Here is a 16368-nt window from a genome sequence, read left to right as displayed (position 1 = left end):
AAGGTAGGTAGCCCACAAAAATATCTTAACCCATAATTTAACTCATATGAGTACTCTTTTAGCCAATCCTTTCACTCACACACATCCTCATCAGACTAGCAGTTAATACACACATATTTATAATGAAATATCCTCGGTTTTTCTATGGACATCATTCGGATAGAATTGTCATATGTCCGACTAAAAGCCGAATAAGATCCATTCTGATTATAGCAAAAACTTTCTTCAACATTGACTGATTTGCGCTTTGTACAGGTCTTACTTACAGAAATCGAACCATTAACGAGATTAAATTTATTACTATCAAGAAACTCCAATAAACAAAAAAAATCAAATAATATCATTTCGTGTACGATAACTTATATATATTTTTTTTATCTTGGCTAAATCAAACCACTTATAAACCACTCATGAAAATATCATACGGTATCATTGGTTGGTTGCTATTGGCTATTACAGCAAATGCAGCAGTAAAACTTCCACAATTGGTAAGCAATGGCATGGTATTGCAACGGAACACGCCATTAAAAATCTGGGGTTGGGCTAATCCTGGCGAAGAAATAACCTTAACCTTCAAACATAAAACCTATCGTACCAAAACAGGAGAAAATAAACAGTGGATGATCGTTATTGCACCACAACTGGCAGGTGGACCTTATACCATGCAGATTAACAAAATTGAGCTTAGGGACTTACTCATTGGCGACGTGTGGTTATGTTCGGGCCAATCTAACATGGAGGCGATGATGGGCAGGGCCAATATCAAGGCAACTTATCCTCAAGTAATTGCACAAAGTAATTATCCACAAATTAGACAATTTACGGTTAAAAGAGCTATGAAATTTAACCCTACCGGAGATGTTGGGAGCGACAAAGGCTGGGTTTCAGTAAATCCGGAAACCGTATTGGATTTTTCGGCAGTTGCCTATTTTTTTGCTAGAGAGTTGCATACAAAATACAAAATACCGATTGGTATTATTAATTCGAGTGTGGGTGGTACGCCTATCCAATCGTGGGTAAACAGCGAGTCGCTTAAAGGTTTGCCTGCCTATGATACGGTAGCTCAAAAACTAAAGGATACTACCCTGGTAGCCCAAATTCTTAAAGCCCATCAATTAAAAACTGAAGCATGGTATAAATCAATTAAAGAGGATGATTTAGGAGTTATCCAAAAGTGGCATTTAGCGACTGCACCTCCGGGAACCGATTGGCAACAAATCATTGATTTGGCTAAATTAGATCAGCAGGTCAAACTTCCCAAATATGGCTCCATGTGGTTTAAAACCACGGTAAATATTCCCGGGCATTTAGCTGCAGAAGCAGCCATTCTTTCATTGGGCATGATGCATACCGAAGATGAAACCTATTTAAACGGACAAAAGATTGGAAGTATTAATAGTGGTTACACCGATCGCAATTATGTGATTAAAGCTGGTTCACTAAAGGCAGGTGAAAATGAGATCACGATCAGGCTTACGAGTCCGACGACAGGCATGAGTTTTAATCCTAAAAATACATATCAGGTTAAATTTAATAACGATTCCATTGTTTTGAATAATCCATGGAAATTCAAATTTGGCATAGAGAAAGATCTTTTACCAAAAGGAAATGGTTTATCGCTTCATAGTCCTACCGCCTATTATTATGCGATGATTAAACCTTTAGCTAATTATCGCATAAAAGGGATGGTATGGTACCAGGGTGAAAGCAATATACCCCGACCAGAAGAGTACTATAATCTGTTGACCTCCTTAATAAACTTATGGAGAAAAGACTGGCAGCAAGTAAGCTTGCCATTCCTATATGTACAACTACCGAACTATTCAGCTACTGGAATTGAGCCTGTCGTTAGCCATTGGGCTTTGCTGCGAGAGGCGCAAGCTAAGGCCGTGAAAATACCCCATACGGCTATGGTGGTTACACACGACATTGGTGAAAAAGAAGATCTTCATCCCCGAAACAAATTAGACGTTGGAAAACGATTGTCATTGGCCGCACAAAAAATTGCTTATGGTGAAAATATTGTTTCTTCCGGTCCATTGTATCGATCAATAAGTATTGCTGGCAAGGAGATTCATGTCACTTTTGATCATGTTGGAGGGGGCTTAATCGCCAAAGGGCAGGCATTAAAGGGCTTTACTATTTCCGCAGATGGCAAGAATTTTATACCCGCACAGGCAAAAATAATTGGAAAACAGGTAGCGGTTTCCAATGCGGGAGTTTCGAAACCAGTAGCAGTACGTTACGCATGGGCTGATAGTCCGGACGACGCCAATCTATATAATCAAGAAGGCTTACCAGCATCCAGTTTTAAAAGCAACTAAATTATGAATTTAAAAAAAGCACTTTTAACCTTTTCATTACTCAGTTTCACCCTAACTGCCTTTTCGCAAAGTTTTAAAGTAGATCAAAACCTAATTGCTACTCCCCTTACGGACAGTACAAATTTTTCGTTGCTCAATTCTAGGTTAGGAAGTAGATTTACGTTTTCCTTACTCAATGAAAAGCAAAGCATACAAACGGGAAGCTTGGGTTTTGACATGGATGAACAAACCGGTTTGTTAATTGGTATAACCGTTAACCAAAAACTATACTGTTTTAGAACCACCAAACTTCCACGCAACGCTACTTATTTACAAAATCAGCAGCTTAAATTCGGACCAACTTCAATGCAAATTACAGGAGAAACGCCAACAGGCATTAAAGTTGATTTTACCTTAATCTCTGCATTTACTCCTTCTAAAGACCTCAATGATACAACAGCGATTAAAACACAAATCTTTCCGGGCTTTTATATGCAAATTAATATTACAAACGAGCATAACGTACCAGTAAATGGCAAGCTTAAAATTGCCTTGGCCAAAACACCTGTTAAAGGCTTCAATTTTATGAGCCTCGAACCCATGCAGCCAAACAACGGAACACAAGTGGTACTATTTAGGGACAATGCAGATTTGAACGGAAAAACCGCCTTAGCAACGATCAAATCTCCTGCTAATGGCACGTTTAACGAGGAGGGATTTGGCGGTTTGTACTATGAATTTAACTTGGAACCGCAGGAGAAAAAAGAATATCATCAAGTGTATGCCACCCATCATCATAGTACGGTGATTGAAGACAAGCGCGTAAATCAACCACTTCGTTTTTATTATTCCCAATACTGGAAAAATATTTCCGAAGTATTAAGTTACGCCCAAGAAAACATTGCCGAAAACCTTCGTTTAACGCAAAAATTTGAGGACAATTTAATGAATAGCAAGTTAACTGCGCAAGAGAAATGGGTTTTAGCCTTAACGTTTCATACCGATTTGGCAAACACCTTCTTTTTAATTGACAATCTTAAAGAAGCTCGGTTTTATGTTTCGGAGGGTAGATTTAAACACCTAAGCACGGTTGATGTAGCCCATGAAACGGAGGTTAGCGCTATTTTTTGTCCCTGGAGATTAAAACTTCAACTAAGTCAATGGACAAACTATATTGCTAGAGCAGAGCTAACTGTAGCTGCTAATGCCACTCAAAATAAACCTGCTTACCAACAAGGTATGACAGCGGCAGAATACGGCCCCTATCTTTATCACGATGTAGGTGATTTACCTTTTGTTAGCGAAACAGCAAATTATAATTATGGGCCACATATGGCTGTTGAAGAAAACACCTCATTTGTTTTATTGCTCTATTATTATTGGAAAATTAGTAAGGATGATGCTTTTGTGAGGTCGATGCTGGGAACGGTAAACGTTTTAATGCAATCGGTGATCAATAGAGATACCAATGGAAACGGAATAGCGGATAAAGGTTATGGCTGGACAACCTATGACGCCAATGAGGCATTAAAACTTTCGCCAGACAATACATTTTTGGGTGCTAAGCAATTGAGTGCGTACGCCGTTGCAGGAGAAATGCTGAGGACTTTAGCCAATAAAGAAGCTGTAACCGCCATAGATGCGACAAACACAGGTGTGGTGGATGGAGAAGGCGCAGGTTTTAAAAGTATGGGTATTGCTGTAAACAATGAGGGCTTGCGCAATAAACAAGCCTTACATTTGGAAAGAGAAGCTCAACTTATTCTTAATGTATTAAAAAAGGCACAGAAAAAATATGGGTTCATTCCGGTTAGTTTAACAGAAAGTTTTCCTAAGTGGAACCAGCGTTCGGTAGTGATTGGTGAAGGTTTGTTTTTACCTGGTTTGGTTGGTGCCAAATTACCACTCTTAAATCAGCTAGCTTCGGTTTTAAAAAAGGATTATGCCGATACCTATGTCCAAAGCATTACCGATTATGGGATTAAACTGACCACCCAAGAAGGAACAACCTGGTTTAGCAAAACTATTGTAGCCGATGTGGTGGCTTCGCAATGGTATGGAATTAAACACTCTTCTGCCCCTTACATTTATGAATGGAATAAGAATAGTCCGTATGCCTATAATGATGGCCTGCTGAAAAAAGATGATGTTTGGATAGGCTATTGGTACCCTCGGGGCATTTCTATCCTAGGTTATTGGCTTTTGCAAAATCAACCACATTTAAATCAATATCAATAACCTTTAATTCATGAAAATTTCTTACGGTTGGAAAATTTGCATTCTGCTTTTCTTTAGTACCACCATTAATTACCTGGATCGGCATGTGTTGAGCATATTGGCGCCCGAGTTACAACGAATATACAATTGGACTGAAATAGATTACAGTTATATTGTCATGTCATTTCAGGTTTCCTATGGCCTAGGCGTGGTGCTAACAGGAAAGTTATTGGACAAATTTGGCACCAAGTGGATATTTGCAATTGGGGTTGCTTTATGGAGTGCCGCAGGAATGGCGCATGCTTTTGCAAAAGGAGCTTTCGGCTTTGGCATCGCCCGTTTTAGCTTGGGCTTAGGGGAGTCAGTTAATTTTCCTGCCAGTGTTAAAACAGTTGCCGAATTATTTCCTCCGGCCCAAAAAGCATTTGCAACTGGTTTTTTTAATGCGGGATCGAATATAGGTGCCATTGTTGCCCCTTTACTAATTCCTTTTATTGCCTATAAATTTGGTTGGCAATGGGCGTTTATCTTAACAGGCGGTTTAGGTTTTATATGGCTTTTCTTTTGGTTCATCACTTATAAATCTCCGCCTAAAGCAGTTTTAGCAACGCAAGCAGCGGTAGTTACGAAGAACTGGAAGCAGGTAGTGCTAAAGAAAGAAGTATTGACAATTTGTTTAGTCCGCTTCATCTCCGACCCCACCTGGTGGTTTTTATTATATTGGCTTCCTAAGTTCTTAAACGAAACAAAAGCAGTGAGTACAGGTTCTCTGGGGTGGCCATTGGTAACCGTTTATGTATTGGCTGATGTGGGCAGCTTGGCAGGAGGCTATTATTCTTCCTACTTAATAAAAAAAGGTAAAGGAGTCAATGCTTCCAGAAGACAGGCATTACTTACCTGTGCGATAATTGCCCTAGTACTATGTGGGGTGGGCTTTACCACAAACTTATGGACTGCCGTACTTTTAATTGGCGTAGGAGCGGCGGCTCATTGCGGTTGGACAGCAAATATTTTCGCTACCATTACCGATATTTTTCCATCAGAAGAAGTAGGCACCGTAATGGGCGTAGCTACCCTTTCGGCAGTAAGTGGCGGTATTGTGCTTTCTCTGCTAACTGGCAGAATTTTGACATTTACGGGTGGATATGGAGGCATATTTATGATGATTGGATGTACTTATCTTATCGGCTATATTATTCTTACACGGTTAATTAACAATAAAAACTAAAAAAATGAACTATAAAAAAATAAGCAAAGCGGAAAAAGAGCTTTTTGATAAAGATGGATATATACTGGTTAAGGGAATGTTAAAACCTGATGAGGTAAAGAAGCTTTATGCCATTGCCGTACAGGACCAAGTAATCAGCCACAAATCATATGATCGGGGTGATGCCAATGGCTTACGCACCAAGCTTGCTTTGTGGTACTCGCTAGGGGACGATGTATATAGCTTACTAGCCCGTTCTAAGAGAATTGTAAACGGCGCCCGTGTTTTGTTAGGCGGAGAACCTGCCCATTTTCATTCTAAGCTAATGCAAAAGGAGCCCAAAGTTGGAGGAGCTTGGGAATGGCATCAAGATTATGGTTATTGGTATCGTGACGGCTTTCTATATCCACAGATGATCAGCGTATTAACTGCTTTAAGTCCGGCAACTAAAGAAAACGGCTGTCTGCAAGTTTTAAAGGGTTCACATCTAGCGGGGCGGATTGAGCATGGGTTTAGTGGCGAACAGGTTGGGGCCAATCAAGAACGTGTTGACGAACTTCTAAAGCAATTAGCGTTGGTATTTGTAGAAATGGAAGCTGGAGATACTTTATTCTTTCATAGCAATACTTTACACCGTTCTGATGCAAATCTCAGTGATCATCCAAGATGGTCATTAATCTCGGCCTATAATCTCCTTACAAACAAACCTTATAAGGGAAATTATCCATCCGCCACTGCGCCTATCAACTGTGTAAATGATCAGGCATTATTAGAATCCAATAGTGAAGGCATTGAAGAAGATGCAAACTTTTTGGTGAAATAAATATGAGCTAAAATTTAGCTTTTATTTGTCGGATAGTAATAATACTTTTACAATAGAATTCGATAAGTACAATGAAAACAAATTTGCAGACTGGGGTAAAGGAAATAGCAAGACGAGCGAATGTTTCCATAGGTACAGTTGACAGAGTTTTGCATAATAGAACGGGGGTTTCTAAGATGACCAAGCATAAAATATTGGCCATTATGAAAGAACTCGACTATCAGCCAAATATTTTAGCACGGAGATTGGCTTCCAAAAAAGTATTACGCTTTGCGAGTTTAATTCCTGCAATTTCTACGGAGACTGAATTTTGGGATGCGCCTATCAAGGGCATTGAGATGGCCGAGGCAGAAATTAAGCAGTTCGGCATTGTAATCGATAAATATTTTTATGATCAAAACGATAAGCAATCATTTGTAAAGCAAAGCAAGAATATTCTTAAAACAGAAATCGATGGGATTTTGGTTGCGCCTATTTTTATTGAGGAGTCTTTAGCCTTTTCTAAACTTTGTAATCTTAAGAAAATTCCTCAGGTTTTTATCAACTCCGATATTCCCAACGAAGCCAGACTAAGTTATATAGGGCCAGATTTATTTCAAAGCGGACATTTAAGTGCCCATATGGTGAATTACTTAGTAAACAAGGGTGATAAAATCCTGATTGTAAACATTTCGAAGGAGATTGATAGCTATCATCATTTGTTACGAAAAGAGGAAGGTTTTATCTCTTATTTTAAAGACCATCAAAAGCAGGTTAGAATTATTAAGACAGATATTACACCAAATACCGATTATAAATCTGTTGCTGCCTGCTTAACGGAAACACTCGCACAGAACAGTGATATAAAGGCCATTTTCGTAACCAATTCGAGGGTTTTCTCGGTTGCCCAGTTTTTAGAGAAAACCGGGCAAGAACATATCTTCTTAGTGGGATACGATTTCTTGCCCGAAAGTATCCAGCATCTGAAAAAGGGAATCATCGATTTCTTGATTTGTCAGAAACCCCAGGAACAGGGATATAAAGGGATTATGACCTTGTACCAAAATGTGGTTTTAAACGCCGAAGTAGAGCCTACCTATTATATGCCGATAGATATTATCACGAGAGAAAATTATAAATCGTATCGCAATTAGGGGGAAGCTCGTTATTGCGAAGTACAAAAGCAATCTCACGATCAGATTGCTTTGCTTCATCCTTCGCAACTCCTCGCAATGACGGTTAGCTTATTACTTCCCAAATGATTTCTGGTACCGTAGCAAGGCTTCCAGGTAATAATAATCTGCATAAACGATAGGGGTGTTGATTTCTGAGTTACCAGGTTTGTGTCCTACTGAATGTTTTAAAATAAAATTATTGTTTTCACTGATTTTCGCAGTATATGCGGGAGACGCCAGGCTCAACAACATCTTTTCGGCTGTATTGAAATATACTGCTTTATTCTTTTTGCTGTAGGTACTGAGTTCTAATAATGCCGAAGCAAATATTGCTCCTGCGGAGGCATCCCTTTCTTCGTTAGGAAGATTGGGTGCATTAAAATCCCAATACGGTATTTTATCCTCAGGCAGGTTAGGGTGATTGATAATAAACTTGGCAATACCTTCTGCCTGTTGCAGGTATTTTTGATTTTTAGTTTCCCTAAACATCATGGTATAGCCATAGAGTGCCCAAGCCTGCCCCCTGGCCCATGCCGATGAATCTGCGGCACCTTGATGTGTTTTCTTTCTAAAAACTTTAGTTCCAGGCAAATAACAAACTACGTGATAGCTGCTAAAATCGGGTCTAAAATGATGCATTAAAGTGTTATCAGCATGAGTTACTGCTATATCATATAACCTTTTATCTTTTGATTGTTTAGCTGCCCAAAATAAAAACTCTAAATTCATCATATTATCAATGATTACAGGGTATTCACAATCGGCATGTTTATCCCACGATTTAATTAAGCCATATTTGGGGTCGAAACGGGTGGCCAACGACTTAGCTCCGGTAAGTATCGGTTCTATATAGGCTTCATTTTTGGTTAGCCTATAACCATTGCCAAACGGGCAATACAACATAAAACCTAAATCGTGCGTACTCGTGTTATACTTTTCTTTTTCTACAGCTTTTGTCCATTTATCAGCGGCTGTTTTCCATTTCGTATCGCCCGTATATTCAAACAAATACCATAATGAACCGCCAAAAAACCCACTACACCACCAAGCTGAGTTACGGTTATCAGGCGTTCCGTCCTTCTTTGTTGATTGTGGAAACTTGGTGATATCTGGATGGCTTGCCAGCATATTGGTATATTGTTTTGCAGCCACATCAAATGCCTGATCAATATTGATCACTGGTTTTTTCTGGGCCAGTGCACTAGTAGTTATGGAAAGTAATAAAATAAAGGGTAGGATTATTTTTTTCATAATTTATGATTAATTGAATTGAAAACTAACAGTTGCACCTTGATGATCTCCTTGAGGAAAAGTAAGTGATGCAGTGGAAGTGTTAAAACTAATTTGAACGTCAGTTAATTTTTGGGTTGGATCAGCTAGGTAGGCTGTAGGGTTTTGGGTGTCGATTGCTTTCATTAATAACACACAAGGTTGATTAACTGTGATAGTATATCCAGGCTGAACTAAACTTCCTGCTTGATAAAACACCACTTGAACCATTTTTAAATCCTCGTGTTCAACGGCCTGCATTTGAGGCGTATTTTGAAGTATCTTAACTGATGAAGGTTTAACATTCAGCATATCGTGCTCACTTATTCCAGGTTTTACGGTATAAGCATACGACTGGTTAACAGGATCTATGCCATGGTTAAACCACAACTTAAACACCTTTCCTTTAACTTCATTTTTGGAACGGTTTGCATTGATAGTGGCCCAATTTCCCTTTTGTTCTTCGGTTGTTAAGCTCACCAAACCACCTTGTGGAAAATAATAAGCTATGCTATCATGCCATAACCATTTAACTTCTTTATCCTTAAAGCCTTGGTTTACCTCCATCAATTTATGGTTTGTAAAAGCCATTACTTTACCCTTTTGCCAAGCTTGATTAACGGTGGTAGTGATGGGCTCTCTAGCGAAACTGTTGATTCCTGTACCTAAACAAACTACTTCTTCATCGAAAAAAAACCAAGCCTTTTTTGCCGTAACTTCATTGTAATTCAAGTCATAAACGGTCGTTCCGTACCATCCATCAGTTGTACCGCCAATAAAGCTTCCTACTCCCCTTTCGCCCCATTCGAGGGTTGTTCTTTGATCAACGGCATAGTCTCTGCTTGTGATCCCCGGAATTTTATCCCATTCCCAAACTGGCATAATATTGAAATATTCATCCCCGCTTCGCTGAATATTTGTGGAACCATCAGGCAAGAATTTTCCCATTAAATTTTCTCTGTTACCTGTTTCAGTTCTAACGGTGCGTTTAGAAACGGTACGCACATTGAAATTATAGGCCGGTCGAGTGTGTAAAGTATAATCACTTTTATAAAAATAAGCGTGGCTAGGTTTAACCTCAAAAGAGGGCGCTTCTGTTTTTAAAATCCGCTTTTCAGCCGCTTCTAAAGCTGCTGTATTTTTGGGGTTCACTTGTTTTGCCAGTTCCAACAGGCTATGTTTTCCAGCTTGCGCTGTAATGTTATGCTTTGCTAATACATCATTTCTGGCTATTCCCCTACCTTCGGTATTAAAATCAATATAACGTCCTCTAATAGTTTTCAAATAAGTATGGATTAAATACTGGTCCAAAATTTTCAACTTTTCTACAGGTATTGCATAGGAAGTACCAATTAACCAAGATGCAACTTTGTACTCGCCAGTTAAAAAAACTTGTCCGTAACTTGCAATCTGCAATTGTGGGCCATGTTGTCTGTAAGAGAAATCGGGCTGCAAGCCTTCGTTATTCCCCAATGTAATTGGTAAAAAGGCTTGATAAACCGCTGAATCCATTACCTTTTTATCGTTCATTATACTGGCTCTGTACATCATGTGGATAGCGATATCTAATTTATTGGCTCCAACTGCTCTTTCAACATCTCCTTTAGTCATACACTTAATTAACGAATCTCGCAGAGAAATTGGCACACTATTGCCACTTTTTAAAAGCATCAAAATCTCGCCAATAGCCGTTGGTGATGCAATTTCATTTTGGAACCAATTATTGCTTGTTGGGTTAGTTTGTAACCAATAGCGCAACGCTGCATTAATCTTGGCTTTAGGAGCGGTTTGACCTAATAAAGCAAATTGTTTAACTCGATTTAAATGCAATAAAGGTGACCAATTTGTTTCTGCTTTTGATAGATAATCAATATCCGGCCAGCTTCCATTTGCTTTCATAGTGTTATGATGGCTTGTATCGGCTTCCTTTTTTAAATATGCTGTAATTTTAGATTCTATCTGTTCAAATTCCTTTTGTGCAAACGAAGGACTGCTGATAAAACCCAGTAGCAAAACTTTAAAAAATAGGCGGTATAATTTATTCATTTAAATTCATTCGTTTAGGTCGTCATTGCGAGCGCAGCGAAGCAATCTCACGATTAGATTGCTTCGCTGCGCTCGCAATGACGAGTTCGTTCCTCGCAATGACGAGGTTGTTTTTCGCAAGAACGGGCTTTGTTAAACTTGCTTAACGTTATTTTATAATCACCTTATTTAACTGTAACGTTAGTTGATTTATAGGTATGTATTAATTTTTTCTGACCAATTTGTTCGAAGGTAATTTTCTTCAATTGTGCATCATGTACATCGTCCATCACGATGGGTAATCGATAGTCTTTCTTTTCTGCTTTTAAATGGATGTTAGCAAAATTAATGTTCTTGGCATGTCTAACGTAAATACCCCAAGCTGGCACCTCTTTGAACATCGAAAATTCTGGATAGCCATCGGGATTCTCGGTAATACTATCCAGCTGGTCTAAACCCACATAGGCCAAGAATTTATTTCCACCTCCGGGATAAGAAACTTCAAAATTAGTGAAACTTACCTCGTTGATATATTGTCCTGGTAAACCTGCAATAATAATCGGAGAAATATTCCGTGGCATATCTTCAATAGGTCCTTCATAATCATAACCTGCATCTGGTTTACCAAAAGGCACATCGGCAACCACATTTTTAATGGAAATTCTATTCATGGTTGATTTTTTACCGGCAATCCTTTCCCCCAGCCTTAAAAAGATTACATTGCCAGTATTGGTGCTTTTCAAGCCATCTACCACAATATCTTCTAAAAAACCTCCATCTACACTCTGCAAAGCTATAGCCGAACGGTAGGTATCATAAACGATATTATTAATAATTTTAATGTTTCTGAAGCCACCCTTTCCTGCTGTGCCCAGTTTTATACCATTTGCGCTGGTACGCACTATATTATTTTCGATTAAAATATTATTACAGTAAAATTTTTCATTGTGGGATTTCAAGCAAATTCCATCATCTGCTGCGTCAATTTTATTATTCGTGATAACCACATTATCACAGTCTACTATATCAATTCCATCGCTATTCCAAAAAGCAACGTTATTAACAGTAATATTATCAATTAACATATTTTTACAGCGTTCGTAAGTCTGTAACCAACAAGCAGAATTTTGAAGAATAACATCTTTGATGGTTACATTTACACAGTTAACGAAATAAATTACCATCGGACGGATTGACTCGCGGGTACGATCGTATTTTAAGATGTCCTCTATCAGTCCATCATTCGCATAAGCAATAGAATTGTTTGCTAGCGCCCTGCCCTGTCCATCAATCATTCCCTTACCTGTAATGCCTACATTTTCCAGATCTCTTGCATGGATAAGTGCGGTGTTACCTAATCGATCGTAGTCGAAAGGGTTGGTAGATCCCAATAAAACTGCTCCTTCTTCTAATTGCAAGGTTACATTAGATTTTAAATGAATAGAGCCTGTTAAATATCTCCCCACATAAAAAACCAAACGACCACCTCCATTTTTGCTAATATAATCTATTGCAAATTGGATAGAGCGAGTATTCATGGTTGCGCCATCTGATTTGATATGGAAAAATGACGCTTTATAATCTTTAGCAAATACCGCTGTACCTTGTAATAAAACAAGCAGCATCAGGACCATTCTCTTTTGAAATTTCATAAACATAGTATAATTAAAATAAGTTCACTGGGCCAACCATACCCATGGATTGAAGTGGTTGTTCTTTTCTTTTACTGTTATTGGACCAATATTGAGCAATCGCATTTTCTGTTAACGATTTCATGTAATTTAGCATCACTGTAGTCACTTTAATTTCTATGGTATTGGCTCCTTTTATGAATGCATTATTAACGGTAAAAGCATTTCGACCGTACCAGGTAGTGCCCATATCCTTACCATTTATGATCAGTTCAGCGATACCGAATACTTTTCCCAGATCTATATAGCGAAAGCTTGACGGATTTGATAAATGCAAAGTGGATGTATACGAAACTATTCCGGCAAAATGGGTAAACTCTCTAAGTTCTTTTAAATCATGCAGTTCACGCATTTCTTTAGTTTTTACTGTTTTATCCATATGCCTAAAAGTTACTTTCCAAATTGAATTTAATTTTATTGCTTTGGGCGGTACTTCAGGAATAGGATGCCACATCTGTCCACTATCTTCCTTATTAAAGACAATGAGCTTAGAATCGGCTGGATATAGCTTAGTTTTAAAATTCCCATTTTTCAGGTCAATTTTAAATTTATCACCAGTTGCCGCATCCCAGATCCAAGCCTGTTTATCTGCTGTAATTTCGGGTAGAAATGTGGCATCAAGCATAATAGAGTAATGTGCATTTGCATTAGTGAAAAGTAATATTTCGGTGTCTTTTGCTTGATACCTTATTTGGGTAAGCATTGAATTTGGTTTAGCGAAGGTCACGTAGGGTTTAACTCCATATTGTGTTTGAATACGTTGGTACCATGTTTTAAAATCGGCCGCTGGTTTAGGTAAAAGGATAAATTGTTTCGGATAGCTTTTCAGCTTATCGATCCATTCACTTACTTCTTGGTCTCTTTTATGATGATTAAGCCAACCTAAAGATTTCTCGGGATATGCCTCGATGCAAAAGATACGTCCTCCTGCCTTTACAAAATCATATAGCTTTTTTGCGGTTTGGGGTTCAATACTTTTAACCTCTATTAAAAATAGTGTGTGGTACTTTCTTGAACCATAGATCATCAGTCCATCTTTAAATTCAGCACTGGCAATTACCTGCTCTGAAACATAATCGCACGCATTTCCATTTTGATGAATTGATTCCCACACCAACATCTGATAAGGAGGAGTAACCCGTGAAGGGAAAGGTTCCATTTGTGCGCCAAAATCGCCCCACATATCCCCTATTGGTGCCATTATAGCAATATCGGCAAAAAAAGTAGCTTGTTGCAATAAGGCCGACTGTCTGGCTCTGTAATCGGTATATTTTTTAAAGTGTGGCCATATGGTATTTTGTTCATTAAAATAGCCACCATACGTAATCCAACCCGGAAATGCGGCTTTTTTTGGGGAATAATTGAAGCCATGAAAAATTGGATGGGTAATACCTGAAATGGTACTTTGATCTCCCGCAATCTTAAAAATCGCTAAGGTTTCGGCAAATACCATATCTGTATTGGTCAATTCTTCTGAACTGATCAATTTCTTATCCTTTAAATGTGCGGCTGAAGAAACATATTTATTGATCATCGTATTTCCCCGACCCAGATGCCAGGGGTACTTAGTGAAATCGGCTTCAGTAATCTCTTCCCCAATACCGTATTTTAACCAGGTCTCTCCTTCTGGGATATCCATTCCAAAACTACCTTCCAAAGGAAAATGTCCTCTTCCGTAAGCTTGTGTTCTAGATTTTATTTTATTTTGTGCACACCATTGACTAAAAGTAATGGAAAATCGTTCTCTAAAAAGTTCAGCTTTCGTTAATTCAAAGTCGAACCGCATCCTATTCAGCATTTTCTCCAGTTCGGGGCTCATTTTTACCGCATAGTTTAAATCTACCGTATTCCCCATTCTCCCTGTTCTGAAAAGAATGAACGGTAAGTATGGGTACAAGTCATATCCCCGTCTTTTTTTAAATTCGGCCATCATATCGCTCGTCCAATTGGCCCCTTCCATTTCTAAACTATCGAGAAAAAAAGAGCGGATGTACGGAGCTAACGGACCTATTCTATTTTGAATGGTGTCTGTAATTTTGTTAAGGTATTTTTTAACGGCCTTTTCATTGTAATGGTTCAATACAGGTCCAACACCTCCCGGAGCGCCTTGTATAACGCGCATGAAACCATCAATTTTCACTAAACCATAAATAGCGAACTTCCCTGCTGGCAAATCAACCTTTACTACCCCGTTCGTAACTTGGTCGGTGATGTTCTTTACCTGTTCCATGCTAATCAGCGGATCTGGAACAATATTTAACTCGAGCATTTCCATGGTACGCCCGCTATAAGGACTTAAAGTTGCAGGATCCGCTTCTTTAAAAAGGTCGAAAAGCGAGAATTCAATTTTGATTGGTCCTTCAAGCTTTTTAACGGCTACTACAACTACCTGTGCACGTTCCTCCCCCTGTAAGAAATCGGCACCATAAGGGAAGCCTGTACCTGCTAAAAGATCGCAGGTTAATCCCAGCTTTTTAGCTTCTTCTAAGGTAAATTTCAATAAATCTATCCATTCATCACTCAACCACTCAACTGAAGGGATACCCATATCGTCTGTGTTGGACGGAAAAGAAATCGGGTTTATCTCTACACCTCCAATCCCAGCATCTTTCAATAGGCTAAGTTCTCTGGCAAGTTCAGCTTTTTCTATTTTATTGCCATTCCACCACCATCTTACAAAGGGACGATAATGTGTTACAGGATTTTTAAAATCATCCTCCACTAACTCCATAAAGGTGTTTGCGATCGAATTGGCAAAACCATTATTATGGAGCATTACAATGCTAGCTGCCGACAAAACAGTACTTTTTAGCAAGAAGGATCTTCTCTTCATCATTTCCATTTTAGCGATATCGATTATTTAAAAAATTCTTCATCCATGCATTTAAACGCCATTGTTCATCAACAAGGGAATTTGTTCTGTTTCCTTTTACCAAATAGGGTGCTGGTCCAAATTCTGGAGTAATGGTTATGAGTTCATTCGTCAATTTCATTTGCTCAATCCATTGATCCCAGATCTTCACATGTGCGGCGAGTGCTTCAGCATATTCTGCATTTGCAGGATCCCAAACCTGTGAGCTTTGTGTACTTCCTATTCTGGCATGGATGTGCTTAGTATGTAAAATTGCTTTGTTAACTGCCTCTTGTTGATCTTCCAGATAGCTTTCGGAAACACAGAACCAGTGAGAAACATCTAAAGTTAATTTTAAAGCCGGCTCATTTGCCAATACAGGCGCTACTATATGTGCGGCATACGACCATTTGTTACGGTGGGTTTCTTGGTAAATAGGGGTTTGATATTTTTCTTCTATCTGTTGGCAAAGCGTTAAGCACTTTTTAATTTGCTGTTCATCAAAAAACTCTCTCCCTATTTGTGCGCTAAAAAATAGGGGTGCTTTATTTTGATCTCTAATTTCCATTAATTGATGCAAATCCATTTCGAGTTTTTGCAAATAGCTTTCAAAATTACGGTAAGGTTCAATGACTGCCATTACGATCGCAAAATCTAATTCATAAGATTGGAGCAGTGCTAATACGGTACGATAATCGCCTGGTTCGCCGAAAGGAAACCATTCAACACCAGCATAACCTTCTTCCTTAACCTGTTTTAGGAAGATATTCCAGGGAATATCTTCAAAACCCCAACGTGGACACAAAAATTTCATGGGTGCAGCCATTC

10 protein-coding genes are annotated in these 16368 nt (G+C 38.7%); 5 read left to right on the top strand and 5 right to left on the bottom strand.

All coding sequences use genetic code 11. The features are described 5' to 3' along the window. The first annotated feature begins 410 nt into the window (after positions 1–410). The 5 genes from BM207_RS05000 to BM207_RS04980 all read left to right on the top strand — a co-directional run bounded on the left by BM207_RS05000 (position 411) and on the right by BM207_RS04980 (position 7683). The gene (locus BM207_RS05000; RefSeq protein WP_090992455.1) at positions 411–2324 is read left to right on the top strand and encodes a sialate O-acetylesterase; all 1914 of its coding nucleotides are present in this window, start codon (positions 411–413) and stop codon (positions 2322–2324) included. A 3-nt stretch (positions 2325–2327) separates the two neighbouring features. Further along, positions 2328–4541 (top strand): glycoside hydrolase family 52 protein, encoded by a 2214-nt coding sequence (locus tag BM207_RS04995; protein WP_090992454.1) that lies wholly within the window; start codon positions 2328–2330, stop codon positions 4539–4541. A 10-nt stretch (positions 4542–4551) separates the two neighbouring features. Then, positions 4552–5748 carry an MFS transporter gene (locus BM207_RS04990; RefSeq protein ID WP_090992453.1) on the top strand — a complete coding sequence of 399 codons (1197 nt, stop codon included), beginning with the start codon at positions 4552–4554 and terminating at the stop codon, positions 5746–5748. A gap of 4 nt (positions 5749–5752) precedes the next feature. Further along, complete coding sequence (locus BM207_RS04985) at positions 5753–6550, top strand: phytanoyl-CoA dioxygenase family protein (RefSeq protein ID WP_090992452.1); 798 nt, start codon at positions 5753–5755, stop codon at positions 6548–6550. 71 nt (positions 6551–6621) lie between these two features. Then, positions 6622–7683, top strand: a complete 1062-nt coding sequence (locus BM207_RS04980; protein ID WP_090992451.1) for a LacI family DNA-binding transcriptional regulator — start codon at positions 6622–6624, stop codon at positions 7681–7683. A 93-nt stretch (positions 7684–7776) separates the two neighbouring features. Here the strand turns inward: BM207_RS04980 and BM207_RS04975 are convergent, their stop codons facing one another. From BM207_RS04975 to BM207_RS04955, 5 genes are all read right to left on the bottom strand, one after another. Continuing rightward, positions 7777–8955, bottom strand: a complete 1179-nt coding sequence (locus BM207_RS04975) for a glycoside hydrolase family 88 protein (RefSeq protein ID WP_090992450.1) — start codon at positions 8953–8955, stop codon at positions 7777–7779. 9 nt (positions 8956–8964) lie between these two features. After that, positions 8965–11019, bottom strand: a complete 2055-nt coding sequence (locus BM207_RS04970; protein WP_090992449.1) for a polysaccharide lyase family 8 super-sandwich domain-containing protein — start codon at positions 11017–11019, stop codon at positions 8965–8967. Positions 11020–11183: 164 nt separating this feature from the next. Next, positions 11184–12650 (bottom strand): glycoside hydrolase family 28 protein, encoded by a 1467-nt coding sequence (locus BM207_RS04965; protein ID WP_090992528.1) that lies wholly within the window; start codon positions 12648–12650, stop codon positions 11184–11186. Between the two features lie 13 nt (positions 12651–12663). After that, entirely contained in the window at positions 12664–15525 is a 2862-nt protein-coding gene (locus BM207_RS04960) for a glycosyl hydrolase (RefSeq protein ID WP_245768027.1), read from the bottom strand. Positions 15526–15532: 7 nt separating this feature from the next. Beyond that, the gene (locus BM207_RS04955) at positions 15533–16354 is read right to left on the bottom strand and encodes a sugar phosphate isomerase/epimerase (protein WP_245768026.1); all 822 of its coding nucleotides are present in this window, start codon (positions 16352–16354) and stop codon (positions 15533–15535) included. Positions 16355–16368 lie beyond the last annotated feature (14 nt).

The organism is Pedobacter insulae (assembly GCF_900113525.1).
In the GTDB taxonomy this organism is placed as follows: Bacteria; Bacteroidota; Bacteroidia; order Sphingobacteriales; family Sphingobacteriaceae; genus Pedobacter; species Pedobacter insulae.
Note: the sequence above shows the minus strand (reverse complement) of the source record. Positions and strands in the feature narration are given on the sequence as shown.